11 protein-coding genes and 1 pseudogene are annotated in these 14915 nt (G+C 73.0%); 9 read left to right on the top strand and 3 right to left on the bottom strand.

Features of this window, described 5'->3' with window-relative positions; all coding sequences use genetic code 11:
• Positions 1–58: 58 nt before the first annotated feature.
• On the bottom strand, positions 59–1612 hold the full coding sequence (locus FGW37_RS30430) for an FAD-dependent oxidoreductase (protein WP_179084002.1): 1554 nt from the start codon (positions 1610–1612) through the stop codon (positions 59–61).
• Between the two features lie 48 nt (positions 1613–1660).
• Between FGW37_RS30430 and FGW37_RS30435 the strand changes: the two genes are divergently transcribed.
• The 4 genes from FGW37_RS30435 (at position 1661) to FGW37_RS30450 (ending at position 6134) form a co-directional block, all read left to right on the top strand.
• Complete coding sequence (locus FGW37_RS30435) at positions 1661–2371, top strand: TetR/AcrR family transcriptional regulator (protein WP_179084003.1); 711 nt, start codon at positions 1661–1663, stop codon at positions 2369–2371.
• A gap of 22 nt (positions 2372–2393) precedes the next feature.
• The gene (locus tag FGW37_RS30440; RefSeq protein WP_179084004.1) at positions 2394–3845 is read left to right on the top strand and encodes an MFS transporter; all 1452 of its coding nucleotides are present in this window, start codon (positions 2394–2396) and stop codon (positions 3843–3845) included.
• Positions 3846–3867: 22 nt separating this feature from the next.
• A complete protein-coding gene (locus FGW37_RS30445) occupies positions 3868–5436 on the top strand; it encodes an alpha/beta hydrolase (protein ID WP_179084005.1) in 1569 nt (522 codons plus the stop codon).
• A 173-nt stretch (positions 5437–5609) separates the two neighbouring features.
• Positions 5610–6134 (top strand): DUF4142 domain-containing protein, encoded by a 525-nt coding sequence (locus tag FGW37_RS30450; protein ID WP_179084006.1) that lies wholly within the window; start codon positions 5610–5612, stop codon positions 6132–6134.
• 30 nt (positions 6135–6164) lie between these two features.
• Here the strand turns inward: FGW37_RS30450 and FGW37_RS30455 are convergent, their stop codons facing one another.
• Positions 6165–8666: a SpoIIE family protein phosphatase gene (locus tag FGW37_RS30455; protein WP_179084007.1), complete on the bottom strand. Its 2502-nt coding sequence runs from the start codon at positions 8664–8666 to the stop codon at positions 6165–6167.
• Positions 8667–9102: 436 nt separating this feature from the next.
• Between FGW37_RS30455 and FGW37_RS30460 the strand changes: the two genes are divergently transcribed.
• Together FGW37_RS30460 and FGW37_RS30465 are read left to right on the top strand one after the other, a co-directional pair.
• On the top strand, positions 9103–10014 hold the full coding sequence (locus FGW37_RS30460; RefSeq protein ID WP_179084008.1) for an ATP-grasp domain-containing protein: 912 nt from the start codon (positions 9103–9105) through the stop codon (positions 10012–10014).
• The gene (locus FGW37_RS30465) at positions 10011–10850 is read left to right on the top strand and encodes an ATP-grasp domain-containing protein (RefSeq protein WP_179084009.1); all 840 of its coding nucleotides are present in this window, start codon (positions 10011–10013) and stop codon (positions 10848–10850) included. Before FGW37_RS30460 ends, FGW37_RS30465 begins: the two co-directional genes overlap by 4 nt.
• A gap of 656 nt (positions 10851–11506) precedes the next feature.
• On the opposite strand, the gene FGW37_RS30470 is transcribed toward FGW37_RS30465, so the two are convergent.
• Entirely contained in the window at positions 11507–11878 is a 372-nt protein-coding gene (locus FGW37_RS30470; RefSeq protein ID WP_179084010.1) for a hypothetical protein, read from the bottom strand.
• 1344 nt (positions 11879–13222) lie between these two features.
• Here FGW37_RS30470 and FGW37_RS34275 point away from each other — a divergent pair.
• The 3 genes and pseudogenes from FGW37_RS34275 to FGW37_RS30480 form a co-directional block, all read left to right on the top strand.
• Positions 13223–13338: pseudogene (locus tag FGW37_RS34275) on the top strand (recombinase family protein); the annotation flags it as partial.
• A gap of 57 nt (positions 13339–13395) precedes the next feature.
• Positions 13396–13791, top strand: a complete 396-nt coding sequence (locus tag FGW37_RS30475) for a recombinase family protein (RefSeq protein WP_425506620.1) — start codon at positions 13396–13398, stop codon at positions 13789–13791.
• Positions 13792–14367: 576 nt separating this feature from the next.
• Positions 14368–14850, top strand: coding sequence for an NADH-quinone oxidoreductase subunit B family protein (locus tag FGW37_RS30480; protein WP_179084011.1), 483 nt, complete (start codon positions 14368–14370; stop codon positions 14848–14850).
• The last annotated feature ends 65 nt before the right edge of the window (positions 14851–14915 follow it).

Consider the following 14915-nt stretch of genomic DNA (forward strand, 5'->3'; position numbering starts at 1 on the left):
TCTCCGCCGCAGCGGCGCCGCACCACAATGGCGGGTGCCCGGCGGTGCCATCCCGTCCTCAGCCCGTCGTCGTCCGCTCACCGAACCATCGCAGCAGAGCGCTGTCGAGGCCCGCGGCCCCGGCCGGAGAACCCGCTTCCGCCGCCCACGCGGTGAAACCGTCCGGGCGCACCAGGAGCCCTGTCAGCTCCGGGCGCGCCGGCGCCGGAGCGGTGACGACACGGACGCGGTCGCCGAATCCTTCGGCGGCCGCCCGCACCCCGGGCGCGTCCGCGAGGTCGAGGAGCAGCGCGCGCCCCTCGTGGAGGTGGTCGGCGAGACGGCTGCCGTCGGCGAGCGCCAGGTCCGGGGCGCTGCGCCCGACGAGCGGATGGTCGCCGGGCCCGGCCATGGCCTCGTAGCGCTGCCACACGCCGGATATCTTCTTGGCGAAGAACGTGGTGCCGGCGACGGTGCGCGAGAACTCCGCCACCACCTCGCGCAGCGCCCGGGCGTGGGACTCGGGCCGCATCAGCGCCACTTGGGCCCGGGTCCACTCCAGCACCCACGCCCCGAGGGGGTGCCGCTCGGCGGTGTAGGTGTCCAGCAGCCCCTCGGGCGCCCACCCGCGCACCGTGGCCGCGAGCTTCCAGCCGAGGTTCATCGCGTCGCCGATGCCCAGGTTCAGCCCCTGGCCGCCGAACGGCGAGTGCACATGGGCGGCGTCCCCGGCCAGCAGCACCCGGCCGCGGCGGTAGCCGGCCGCCTGGCGGGCGTTGTCGGTGAACCGGGTGGCGGTGTGCACGGCGGTGACCGTGACGTCCGTGCCCGAGACGTGGCGCAGGGAGGCCTGCAGCTCCTCGGCGGTGACCGGGGCGTCGCGGTCGGCGGGCGGCCCGTCGAACTCGACGGTGAGGATGCGCCCGGGGAACGGCCCGTGCGCGTACGTCCCGGTGTCCGTCCAGTTCCAGCCCGCCCCGAGGGCCTCCGCGCCCTCCATCTCCACCATCGCCTGATGCCCCGTGAGGGACGGCTCGGTGCCGGGGAAGGTGAAGCCGCCGAGCTTGCGGACCGTGCTGCGGCCGCCGTCGCAGCCCACGAGCCAGCCGGCGCGGATCGTCGAGCCTTCTGCGCGTACGGTCACCCCGTCGTCATCCGCGTCGAAGCCCGTCAGCTCCACGCCGCGGCGCACCTCCGCGCCCAGCTCGGCGGCGCGCTCGCCGAGCAGCCGCTCCAGGGGCTCCTGGGGGACGAACCCCACGTCACCGGCCGGACCGGCCTCGGCGAAGTCCGGGTCCTCCACGTCCAGCAGGTCGCCGCTGAGCGCGATGCCCGCGAAGTGCCCGGCGAACTTGGGCGGCATCTTCGGCGGTGCGCCGTCGGCGCCGTGCCGCTTCGCCATGAACCCGCTGATGCGCGCGAGGTTCTCCTGCTGGATCGCGGCCAGGGCGGGCAGCAGGCCCCGCCGGTAGAAGGCTTCCGCGGAGGGCGTGTTGATGGCGCCCGCCTTGATGGTCGTGTCGATCGCGGTGCGCCGCTCGACGACGAGGACGCTCACCCCCGCCAGCCGCAGTTCGCACGCCAGCGTCAGTCCGACCGGGCCCGCTCCTGCCACAACAACGTCGTAGTCCATGGGCAGTGACTATAGCGACTAAAACTTTGTGGTGGATATAATTTGACTATGGCCGATGACCACACCCCCGACGACCGCCCTCTCCGCAGCCACGACGCGGCAGTTGAGGGACTCTCCCTGCGCGAACGCAAGAAGCGGCAGACCCGGCAGCGGATCTCCGACGTGGCCACGCGGCTCTTCGCCGCGAAGGGCTTCGACAAGGTGACCGTCGCGGAGGTCGCCGAGGCCGCCGAGGTCTCGACGATGACGGTCTTCAACCACTTCGCGCGCAAGGAGGACCTGTACCTCGACCGCATCCCCGAGGCGCTCGGCCTCTTCACCCGCGCCGCCCGGGAACGGCGCCCCGGCGAGAGCCCCGCCGCCCCCGTGCACCGCCTCGTCCTCGGACTGATCGACGCACGCCACCCCCTGGGCGGCGTGAGCGACACCTTCCCGGCGTTCTGGCGCGTCGTGCTGGATTCGCCCGCCCTGCGCGCCCGCGTCCGCGAGGCCGTCGAGGAGCTGGAGAACGCCCTGGCGGCCGCCGTCGCGGAGACGTCCGGCACGAGCCCGGGCGAACCGCTGCCCCGCCTCGCCGCGGCCCTGACCGTCACCACCTACCGCTCCGTCTACGCCACCGGCCTCGCCCGGCTGCTCGCGGGCGAACGCGCCGACGACGTCGCACCCGCCCAGCGCGCCCTCGCCGACAGCGCGTTCGCCGCCCTGGAGGAGGCGCTGCGCACCCTCGGCGGCCCGGCCGGCGCGCCCGGGAAACCGTAGGGCGCCGGTGTAGCCTCGCCGCATGCCATCGCACCCGCGCCGCCACCGGGCGTGGCCCGCGGCCCTGACCGAGGAGCGGGCCCGCCCGGAGCGCATAAGGGCGCGCCCCGGGAGCTGGCAGCTCGCGGTGGCCACCGTCTGCTTCGGCGCCTTCATGGGCCAGCTCGACGCCAGCATCGTCACCCTCGCCTACGGCGGGCTGCGCCGCGAGTTCCACGCCTCGCTGGCCGCCGTCGAGTGGGTCTCGCTGGCCTACCTCCTCACCCTCGTCGCCCTGCTGGTCCCGGTCGGCCGGCTCGCGGACGCCCACGGCCGCAAGCTGTTCTACCTCTACGGATTCCTCGTCTTCACCGCCGCCTCGGCCGCCTGCGCCCTCGCCCCGTCCCTGGCCGTCCTCGTGGTCTTCCGCGTGCTGCAGGCCGCGGGGGCCGCGATGATGCAGGCCAACAGCGTGGCCCTGGTGACCACCAGCGTGCCGCGCGGCAGGATGCGCGCGGCCCTCGGCGTCCAGGCCGCGGCGCAGGCCCTCGGGCTCGCCCTCGGCCCGACCGTCGGCGGCGCCCTGGTGGCCGGGCTCGGCTGGCGCTGGGTCTTCGCGGTCAACGTCCCCGTCGGCCTGGCCGCCCTCGTGGCCGGCCAGTACTTGCTGCCCCGCACCCGTACCCGCAGCCCCGCGGCCGGCTCCGACCGCCTCGGGCCGGTGCTCCTGGCGGTCGCGACCACCGCGCTGCTGCTGGCCTTGTCCATGGTGTCCGGGCTGACCGTGCCCGCCTGGGCCGTCGCCGCCCTGTTCGCCCTGGCCGCAGCCGCCACCTGGGGCTTCGCTCTACGGGAACGCCGGGCGGCCCACCCCCTCGTCGACCCGGCCCTGCTGCGGGGCCGGGCCGTCTCCACCGGCCTCGCCGCGGCGCTCGGCGCCTACCTCGTCCTCTTCGGCCCGCTCGTGCTCGTGCCCGTCGTGCTCACCGGCGCAGGCTCCTCCGAGCTGCACGCCGGGCTGGTCCTGACGGCCCTTCCGGCCGGTTTCGCCCTGGCCGCGACCTGCGCGGAGCGCGTCCTGCCCAAGGCCCTGGGCGACCGCAGCCGCTGCCTGGCGGGCGCGGCCGTCGCGGTCGCCGCCCTGGCCGCCATGCTCGCCCTCCCGCTCACCACGGGGCCCCTGGTCCCGCTGCTCGCCCTCCTCGGCCTGGGGCTCGGCGCCTTCACCCCTGCCAACAACGCCCTGGTCATGGGGGCGATCCCGGCGGCGTCCTCCGGCACCGGGGGCGGGCTGGTCAACATGGCCCGCGGCCTCGGAACGGCCCTCGGCATCGCCCTGGTCACCCTCGCGCTCCACCACTCCGGCACCGCCGGCCCCCACCGCGCCGTGGCCGTCCTGCTGGCCGCCGCGCTGCTCGTCGCAGCCGCCGCGTGGCTCGGGCCGACACGCCGGGGCCCGTCACCCGGACGAGCCGCCGGGGACGCAGGCGGTTAGCAGGCCAAGTACCGTCCGCGGCATGAGGCCCGTACTCGCACCCTCCCTCTCCCTGCCCCTCGCCGCCGCTCTGCTGGCCTGCAACCTGACCGCCTGTGCGAGCCGTGACGAGGCGGCGGGCCGACCGGACCTGACCCCGTATTACGACCAGGAGATCTCCTGGGAGCCCTGCTCCCGGGATCAGGACAAGACGATCAGGAACGAGACGCGGCACGCCCCCGGTGCACCCGAGTGCGCCCGGCTCACCGTGCCCTACACCTACGCGGACCCCGCCAAGGGCGAGCTGCGGCTCGCCCTCATGCGCTACCGCACCAAGGACCGGGACCACCGCCTCGGCTCACTCGTCCTGTCCTTCGGCGGACCGGGCGAGTCCGGGCTCGTACGGCTCGGCGCCCGCGGCCCGGACGGCTTCAGCAAGGCCGGCGGCCGCTACGACCTCGTGACCTTCGACCCGCGCGGCACCGGTGCCAGCTCCCCGGTCCGCTGCGGCCCCCGCGGCGCCGCCGTGCAGGCGGCCCGCGGCACGGACGAGGACCCCGAAGACGGGGGCGGCCTCGCCGATCGCATCGCCGACCGGGCCAAGGGCCTGGAGGAGTGCAGCAGGCGCTCCGGACCCGTCCTGCCCCACGTCGGGACCGTCAACACCGCCCGCGACCTGGACGTGCTCCGCGCCGCCCTCGGCGAGAACAAGCTCCACTACCTCGGCTACTCCCACGGCACCCGGCTCGGCGCCGCCTACGCCCACCGCTTCCCGCAGAAGGTCGGCCGCATGGTCATGGACGGCGTCGACGACCCGTCGCCCGACGCGAAGCGGACCACCCTCGCCCGGGCCGCCGCCTACCACAAGGCCCTGCGCCACGCGGTGGAGATCTGCACCAGGCGGGGCGACGAGGACTGCATCCTCGGCTCCGACACCGACCGCGCCATGGACAACGTCATCGCCGCCTTCGACCGCCTCGACGAGCAGCCCCTGCCCTGGGTGCACGGCCGCACCCTCGACCGGGAGACCGCCGTGACGCGGACCATGGGCCTGCTGCGCTCCCGCGGAGGCCTGCCCGAGGCCCCCAACCTCCTCGCGTCCATCGTCTTCCGGCTGCCGCCGGGGGAGTCCGCGCACATGGCCGAGGAGGAGGCCGCCCGGGCCGAGGGCAGGACCGAGGACGGCCGCGACGGATCCGGGGCGGCCCGGGCCGCGGTCAGCTGCGCCGACTCCGCCGGCCGCTACACCGCCGGCCAGGTCGCGAACGCCTACGACGACTTCGCCGACGCCTCACCGGTCTTCGGCCCGACCCTGGCCTCCGACATGGCCCTGTGCACCGGCTGGCCGCAGGCCGGCGACGACGGCTCCCACGACGTCGCGGCCCCCCGCGCCCCCAAGCTCCTCCTGCACACCTCCGAATTCGACCCCGCCACCCCCGTGCAGTGGGTGCGCCGCATGGCCCGGGCGCTGGGCCGCTCGGCCGTCACCATGACGGACACCGGCGGCGGCCACAGCGTCTACGGCTCACCGGACGCCGAGTGCGTCAACGACAGGATCGACTCCTTCCTCCTGGACGGGACGCTGCCGGCCGACCGCACCCGCTGCACCTGACGCTCCGGCAGCCGGCAGTGCTCCATTGGAGGGGACTGCGGGGCGCGCTGATGCGGCGCGCCCCGGCCGCGGGCAGGCATCGCTCCGTTGGGGCGTCGCCACGTACGTCCCACCCGATGCCGTCCCGTGCCGGGCGAACCCGTCGCGGGCCGATGACGAACGGAGCGTGCAGGATGCGTATGGGACACCGGTTCACGGCCGCAGCGGCAGCCCTCGCCATGGTGACGGGACCGGCGGGCGTCGCGCTCGCCCAGACGGACACGGCGGCGGAGAAGGACGGCTCCTTCCTGGCGATGGCCCATCAGGGCGGCCTCAGCGAGATCGCCATGGGCAAGGACGTCAAGAAGAACGCCACCACCTCGTGCGTCAAGAAGACCGGGGAGATCCTCGTCAAGGACCACACCCGGCTGGACAAGAAGATCACGGACCTGGCGAAGCGTCTGAAGGTGACCCTGTCCGACCGGGTCATGGACGAGCGGCGCAAGCAACTGAAGGACCTTCAGAAGAAGGCGCACACGCGCGAGTACGACAAGCTCTGGCTGAAGCTGGCGGCGGCCGGGCACGTCCAGGCCCTCAAGTTGCTCGACGACGAGATCGCCCAGGGGAAGAACGCCGAAGTGCGCGAAGCCGCCCGCATGGCGAGACCCGTCGTCGCCGACCACCTCAAGAGAGTGCAGGTGTGCCAGAAGAAGCGCTGACGCCCGGCCCGCCGCCGGCCGCCCCGGTGCTCACCCGGCGGCGGCCAGCGGCTGCTGGGCCCAGATCGTCTTCCCCTCGGCGGTGAAGCGCGTACCCCAGCGCTCCGTCAGCTGCGCCACCAGCAGCAGCCCCCGGCCGCCCTCGTCCGTCACCCGGGCCCGGCGCATCCGGGGCGAGGTGCTGCTCGCGTCCGACACCTCGCAGATCAGCGCGGACCGCTCGCGGATCAGCCGGAGCCGGATGGGGGCGTAGGCGTGCCGGACGGCGTTGGTGACCAGCTCGCTGACGACCAGTTCGGTGGTGAACCCCAGCTCCTCCAGCCCCCAGGCCGTCAGCTGCTCGGAGGCGAACTTGCGCGCCTCGGCGACCGTGGACCGCTCCGCCGGCAGGTCCCAGCTGCGCACCTGTGAGGCGTCCAGCGCGCGCGTGCGGGCGAGCAGCAGCGCGATGTCGTCCTTGGGCCGCTCGGGGCGGCGCGGCAGCAGTGCGTCCAGGACGGCGTCGCAGGTCCGCTCCAGGGGCGCGGCCGGACCCGACAGGGCCGTGCGCAGCCCGTCCAGGCCCGCGCCGATGTCGTGGTCGTGGCTCTCGACGAGCCCGTCGGTGTACAGCGCGAGGAGACTGCCCTCGGGCAGCTGCAGCTCGGCGGACTCGAAGGGCAGCCCGCCCAGGCCCAGCGGCGGGCCGCCGGGGATGTCCAGGAAGCGGGCCGTGCCGTCGGGCGTCACGAGCACGGGCGCCGGATGGCCCGCCCGGGCCAGGACGCAGGAGCGCGACACCGGGTCGTACACCACGTACAGGCAGGTCGCGCCCGTCTCACGGACGGTGCCCGGCAGCCGCTCCGCCGACTGGTCCTGGGCCAGCTGGACCACCAGGTCGTCCAGGTGGGTGAGCAGTTCGTCGGGCGGCAGGTCCAGGTCCGCCAGCGTGCGCACGGCCGCGCGCAGCCGGCCCATGACGGCCGACGCCTGCAGCCCGTGGCCGACGACGTCGCCGACGACGAGCGCGACCCGGGCGCCGGACAGCGGGATGACGTCGAACCAGTCCCCGCCGACGCCGGCCTGGGCGCCGGCGGGCAGATAGCGCGAGGTGACCTCGACGGCTGTGGGCTCGGGCAGCCGCCCGGGCAGCAGACTGCGCTGGAGCGTGAGCGCGACCGCGCGCTCCACCGCGTACCGGCGGGCGTTGTCCACGCACACGCCGGCCCGCGCCGCGATCTCCTCGGCCAGCAGCAGGTCGTCCGCGTCGAACGGCTCCGTGCCCGGGTACCGGACGAACAGGGCCACGCCGAGCGTGGCACCCCGCGCGCCGAGCGGCACCGCGAGCACCGAGTGGGCCCCCTCGCCGCCCAGGCACCGGGAGAGCGCGGGGCCGCCGCCGTCCGCCCACGCCGCGATCGCCGCCGCCTCCGCGCGGTGCAGCGAAGGGCGGCCGGAGGCGAGCGCCTCGGCGGGCGGGGACTGCGGCGCGTAGGAGAAGGCGCCCCCCGGCTCTCCGGGGAGGCCGTCGAGCACGGACCGTGCGGCCGCCCGGCGCACCGGCTCCGCGTCCGGCCTGCCGGCGCCCGCGTCGTCCGCCCCCGCCCCGGCTCCACCGGCCGCATCTCCGCTGTGCAGTACAGAGCTGTGCAGTACGGAGCTGTGCAGTACGGAGTCGAGCAGATCGACGCTGACCAGGTCCGCGAACGCGCCCGTGGTGACCTCGGCCAGTTCCTCGGCGGTGCGCCCGACATCGAGCGTGGTGCCGATGCGGGCGCCCGCGTCGTTGACCATCGCCAGCCGCTGCCGGGCGCGGTGCGGCTCCGTGCGGTCCAGTGCCGCTATCGATACTCCCTGCACGCGGCCGTCGCCGTCCTTGAGCGGGGTGAAGAACGTCGCCCACGCGCGCTTGCGGGACTGGCCGGGCGCGCGGAAGAAGGTGTCCGTGCGCAAGCTTTCGCCCGTGCGCAGCACCTGCGCCATCAGGCGGCCGAACTCGTCGAAGGGGGCGCCGGGGAAGATCTCGGTGAGCTGCAGCCCCAGCATGGCCTCCTCGGGGCGGCCGGACAGGCGCACCATCTCCCCGTTCGCACCGGTCAGCCGCAGGTCGCGGTCGTAGACGGCGGTGGCGATCGGAGACTGCACGTACGCCCACTCCTTGAGGGCTGCGTCCTTCTGCGCCGCCTCCTCGAGCACGGTGTCCGGCTCGCCGGGCGGGACGCCCTCCGGAGCGGCGCCGAGGAGCACCCACTGCACGCGGCCGTCGCCCTCCGGACAGGGGTGTGCCCGCACGGTGACCCGCACCGCCCCGCCGTCCCGGTGGCGGGCCGTGAGGGCGCCGCTCCAGGGCGTGGACCGCGTGAGTGCCCGCAGGGCCGGGGGCGGCAGGGGCGCGGCGAGCAGGGCGGCGGCGGGGCGGCCGATGACCTCCCCGGGCGCATAGCCGAGCGCGTGCCGCGCGGCGGGGCTCCACAGGGTGACGGTGCCTCCCGCGTCGACGGCGGCGACCGGGACCGTCGCCGTGGGGGAGAGGAGGTCGGAATTCGCGTCCATCAATGGTCATCTCGTCCGGCGGGCGGCGCACGGCGGGGCCGCCCGCCGCCCGCATAATTCAGGCTGTAGCTATCTTTCCCGCACTAATCGGCACTGAAGCATCCATCTCACCTCGAACTGTCGCGGTGGCCCGGGCGGCCCGCCGGGGCGGCCCGGGTGGGATCCGGCCACGACGAGGCCGGTGTATCCACCAATCAAGGCGTGGTGTGCGTAGCCCCGCTGCGGCGCCGTCCGTCCGTCATCCTGCGCAGGGTCGGCCCGTATCCGACGGGGAATCAGTCGGTCGGATACAGAGAAAAACGGACGACGCATGATCGGTTTGCTACGGAATTGAGACAGCCCCCGACATAACCGCCCCGTCACGCATGACATCCTGAGCCGTCACAGTTCTGCCGGACGCACTCGGCGGATGTCCGGGGATTACGAGGATGCACCAATGAGACTCTGCTTCCTGGTGGAGGAGCAGTACCGGCACGACGGCATGCCGGTGGACGTCATCCGCCAACTCAGGTCCTGGGGCCACCGGGTGGACGTGCTCCGGCCCGGCGGGTCGCTCCTCAGACTCTCCGAGACGGTGCGCGCGGGCCACCACGACGCCTGGATCCTCAAGACGGTCTCCGGTGGTCCCGGGCTCACCCTCCTCGAAGCCGCGGCCGGCGCCGGACTCACCACCGTCAACGACGCACGCGCCATCCGCGGCGTGCGCGACAAGGCCCTCGCCGCCGTGACCGCGGAGGCCCACGGCCTGCCCGTCCCCGTGACCTACGCGGCCATGCGCATCGAGGACTTCGCGGAGGTCCCCGCCGCCGAGTACCCCCTCGTCGTCAAGCCCGCCGACGGCAGCTCCGGCCGAGCCGTGCGCCTCGTGCCCTCCCCGGACCGGCTCGCGCACCATGCGCCCCGGGACGGACACGGCGGGGGCGGCGGCATGCTCATAGCCCAGCCCTACGTCCCCAACTCCGGCGTCGACCTCAAGGTCTACTGCGTCGACGGCGAGCTCTACGCCACCGAGCGCTGCTCCCCCCTCCACCCCGACCAGCCCGCGAGCGAGCGGCAGGTGCCGCTCAGCGCCGAGGTGGCCGCCATCGCCGCACGCGTCGGAGAGGTCTTCGGCCTCGACCTGTACGGCGTGGACGTCGTCCTCGGCCCCGACGGACCCGTGGTCGTCGACGTCAACGACTTCCCCAGCTTCCGTCAGGTCCCGGACGCGGTCGCCCGCGTGGCCTGGGCGATCCTGCGGCTCGCCGACGCGGGAGGAACCCGCCCGCGCGCCGCCGCGGCCGACGCCGCCTTGCTGTCGGCGCAGCCGTCCGTGCCCGCCGGCGGCCCCCTCGGCGGTGACGCATGAAGATAGGCCTGCTCACCCCGGCCCCCGACCACCCGCTGCTGGCAGCCGCCACCGCCTTGCTGACGCCCCGCCACCGCGTCGACGCGCTCGACCCCGCGCACGCGCCCGACCCCGCGCCCGGCGACCTCGCCGACGTCTACCTCCTCAAGACCCGGACCCCGCGCGCCCTGGCCTTCGCCCGCCGCCTCGAGGAGCGCGGCGCGCCCGTGCTGAACTCGGCCGCCTCCACCGGGCAGTGCCAGGACCGGACCGCCATGGCGGAAGTGGCCCTGCGCGCCGGCCTCCCCTTCGTGGCCACCGCCACCGAGCCCTCCCTGGCCGGCCTGGCCGCCCGCGGCGACCTGTCCTACCCCGTCGTCATCAAGAGCCGTCACAGCCGCCGCCACGACCTCGTCGCCCGCGTCGACGACCCCGTACGGCTCGCCCTGCTCGCGGCCGAGTGGGGCGACGAACCCGTCGTGGTGCAGCGCTTCACCCCCAACGACGGCTGGGACCACAAGCTGTGGGTCGTCGGCGACCACGTCTTCGCCGGCCTGCGCCGCTCGGAACTCGCGACCCCCGTCCGCACCGGCACCGAACCCCTGCGCACCGACGCCCTGCCCGCGGGCTGGCTCGACGTCGTACGGCGCGTCGGCGAGGTCTTCGCCCTGGACGTGTACGGCGTCGACCTGCTCGACGTCGCCGGGAGCCCCCTCATCGTGGACGTCAACGCCTTCCCCGGCGTCCGGGGCCGGGCCGGCGCCCCCGAGGCCCTGGCGGCCCTGTCCCTGCGCACAGCAAGCGGCACCCACCACCCGCGCACCCCCGCGAACGCCACCACGAAGCCGGCCGCCTGAACGGCAGCCCACGACTCCGCCGCGACGGCGATTGCCTAGGCGCTCACACCCGTTCCCGGCAAGCTGCCGGATCCGGCCCCTGTTTCCGCCGCGACGGTGCGCAACCTCCGACGAGGTGTCCGGCGGTGCCGAACCGGCCTGAGGTGTGCGGTGGACTGCCGGTCACGGCCGCGGCGGCGGTTGCAGAGATGGCGCGCACCCGTTCCCGGTACGCCTCCCAGTGGAGTCCCGCCGACAGGACTACGCCAACGATCTCGGTGACGGGCGCTCGCTGATCGCTGTGGCCGCGAAATCGAACCGGTAGAAGGCCCACAAAGACCCCGCCCAGTGGCTCACGGTCCAGAGCTACCTCTGCCGCTACATCGCCGGCTGGACCACTGTGAAGACCCGCTGGGGCCTGACTGCCGACCCCGAGGAGAAGACCACCCTCACCCGCCTGGCCGGCTCTGCCCCGACAAACCCCTCAACGCGGAACTCGCTCGCTGACACCATCTGCTGCCGATCCAGCGCCCGTACCCCGATCGGACGAGGGGGAGGGGGCAGGCGGTCCGTGTCGCTTCCAGCGGTGTTGTTGGTGGTGATGTTGGGTTCTGTCCAGGGCGGGGTGGGTCGCATGGACGGGAACGTTCAGGTGTTGTGTCACTCGTGCCACCGACTCAAGACGGGAACGGAGTTCTAATAGGCTTCGCAACAATTTCTGGCTTTCCCATGATTATTTGGCCGAGGATATTCTTGACCGTATCCCCCGCGGGCAGGACGCCGGTGAGAACAGAAGGATCTCCGTTCAAGAAGGGCGTATCGGCCCCGCCGCACTGATTCAACGCTCCGAAGATCGGCACCTTCCCCAGGTTGTTGCTGACTGTCCCGCTGCCTGCTCTGGTGGCTCCGGCTGCGTGTGCACCCGTCTTGTTGACGCACAGCGTGCCGAACGCGGGAGACAAGAGCACTCCGATACCGCCTGCGGACGCTGATTCCGCATTAGTGAACCCTGCCCCGATCGCTGCGACTGTGAGGGTGAGTGTGGTCATGGCCCTACGTGTGGTCATGACCGGTGAACGATGGCCCTGCTGTGCGGGCTACATCGCGTCACCCGTGCGGCCCCTAACAGCGTGTTGGAAAACCAACTTCCGATACCGCTGGGTCATGACCTTCAGGGGCTACGTCAAGGGGCCACGTCAAGTGCGCTTCCGCACGTTCGGGTAATGTGCTCGCAGTTCCCTTAAGGCAATATAGACAAGCCTTCCTGATCTTGCGGCGTTTCCATCTGTTACGGGGATCGTTAGCCGGGAGTGCAAACATGCCTGATGACGCGCGCTGCCGTGATTGCCTTCGTTGTGGTGGGTGCTAGTCACGGCCCTGCTTGGGCCGGTGGCCTGGGTGTCGGAGTGCTGTCACCCGCCATTGACAACGCTTGTTTGAACCATGTCGGCGCTGCCGCAGGTCACGTGGCCTCGGCAGCACCCGGCACGGCCAACGGAAACGGTGCAGCAGTACCTCTGTCAGGGCCGGTCAACCAATGCGGCGGCGCTGATATCCCCGTCAAGCTGGACCAGTGCAAGGCTAACTTGGATACGAACGGAGCCTTGAAAGAAGACCTCATCGGAGTCGGTACCTGGACACCCAGATTTGAGGTGCTCAAAGACCCCTTTATTCTCAACATCAGCTGCACGGGGGCATAGCGTGGGCGACACAGTGGCTGGGTGCGCCGTTCGCTACCGAACATTGCGCTAGGTCGGCGGCTGGGCTCCCGACGTGGAAGCGTGGTTCTGTCGGCCCGCTGTGCCACACAGGCAAGGGCAAGGCAAGGTTCCCGGTGGCGGGTCAGGCACCGCCGGCACACAGGGCACTCCACCGTCTCGCCCACCTTCATCGCGATGACCCGATCCCGGGCCCGCCGCAGCCTCCGCCACCGCCGTGACCTGCACTTCGACGAGCAGAACAATGCCGTCTCCTGCATCCCCAGCGGCAGAGGATCAGAGCACTCGCGACAGTACCGCGGACCCGCCCAACCAGATACCACGACCAACAGCATCCAGCACCGTCAAACCTCTCGAACAGAGTTCTCCAACACGGCCTGAACGGGTCTGGGCCGGCGCTGACGTGATCTTGCTGATCTATCGACCGATTCCTGAACAAGATCAGAAAATGGCGGCTGACAGCCGGAACGACGCCGGATCGTGCGCGAAAAACGGTGTCAAAAAGTCGGGATGCTCAAGAACTTGAGGACCACCGTTTTCTGTACGATCTGGCGGGTGCAGCCACCCCAGGATGACGACACCGCCGATCTCCTCGCCCCCGTTCCGGCCGTACGGACCGGTGGCCTCGTGGGATACGCCCGCGTGTCCACCAAGGGACAGTTGCTCGACCGGTAGATCCACGCACTCACCGAAGCAGGGTGCATCCGGATCTTCGCCGACAAGAAGTCCGGCAAGAACGCCGAACGCGAGGAACTGTGGAAGGTCCTCGACTTCCTCCGTGAGGGCGACACCCTGGTCGTCCGTCGCTGGACCGGCTCGGCCGCTCCATCCAGGACCTCATCGCCATCGTGTCCGGCCTGCGCAAGCGCGGCATCGGCTTCACCAGCCTCCACGAAGCCCTCGACACCACCACCCCCGGCGGCCGGCTCGTCTTCCACGTCTTTGCCGCCCTCGCCGAGTTCATCCGCGAACTCATCGTCCAGGGCACCAACGAGGGGCTCGATGCCGCCCGCGCCCGCGGCGCCCGCCTCGGCCGCCCCCCGGCCATGACCGACGAACAAGTCCGCCATGCCAGGGACCTGCTCACCCGTCCGAAGAACACCGTCACCTCGATCGCCAAGCTCCTCGGTGTCAGCCGCAACACGATCTACAAGTACGTCCCAGAGCTCAAGGGTGGACGGATTGCGCTCGCCGACACCGCGGGCGCACCAGGACTTCCCCAGCCTGCGCAACCTGCCGAGTAGTCGCATCGCCGCAGGTCAGCCAAATCCGTTGTTTTTGCGGCCGATGATCCGGCTACCCCCGGTAGGCCGCCGCGCCTTTGGCCGGGGCCGGCCGGCTGTTCGCCGCGACGGCGCGTAACCCCCGCCGCCGCGCCCGGCGTGCCCCGCGGGCCGGGCCCGCCCCCTCGGTGTTCGGCGGCCGCGCCGCCCGCCGAGGTGGCGCGCGAACCCCCGCCCGTACGGGACAAGCGAATTCGACTCATCCGTCCCAGCCGTCCGCAATGTCACCCCCAGGAGACGGCCCCCCTCCCCACCCGTGACCGCGGCCCCGCGCCGCCGTTGACCCGGCCAGACCAGTCCTCATGCAAGCAGGGCTGCCGAAGGCCGTACGACGATCCCGACCCGGAGCGCCGGCGGGCCCGGAACCGGCCGACGGCGGAATCCGCGAGGCGCCGGACCGGGCTACCGACCGCCGTCCGCGCGGGCCGCGGCCCTTCCGACCGGCGGCCGTCTCTCGGCGCGGTTCCGCGCTGTGACGGCGGGAGACGGCCGCCACACCTTCGTGAGGGACACCGACGCCGAGGTGAGGGAACCCGCATGGGCCTGCTGCGCAAGATCCGTGACACCGGACGGGTGGCGGAGGACGCCCCGCCGCGCCCGGCGGGGAACCTGCCGCCCGGCGCCGCGGAGCTGGCCGGTTCGGCCCACGTGCGCTGCATCGACGCGGGTTCCTGCAACGGCTGCGAGATCGAGATCGCGCAGGCCTTCGGGCCGGTGTACGACGCCGAGCGCTACGGGGCCCGCCTGGTGGCCTCGCCCCGCCACGCCGACGTGGCCCTGGTGACCGGCCCCGTCACCCGCAACATGGCCGAGCCGCTGCGCCGCACCGTCGCCGCGATGCCCCGCCCCCGCCTGGTGGTCGCCGTCGGCAACTGCGCGATCGACTGCGGCGAGTTCGCCGGCGGCCACGGCGTGGAGGGCGCGGTGTCCGACGTCGTCCCCGTCGACCTGCGGGTGCCGGGGTGCCCGCCGGAGCCGGAGCGGATCGTGGCGGCGCTGCGCGTCGTGACGGGCCGGTGAGTGCGTACGACCGCAGGAGACCCGCGACCGGCGGCGGCCCGATAGGCACCCGCGTCCGCGCCGCC

This window comes from Streptomyces rectiverticillatus (genome assembly GCF_013394065.1).
GTDB classification, from domain to species: domain Bacteria; phylum Actinomycetota; class Actinomycetes; order Streptomycetales; family Streptomycetaceae; genus Streptomyces; species Streptomyces rectiverticillatus.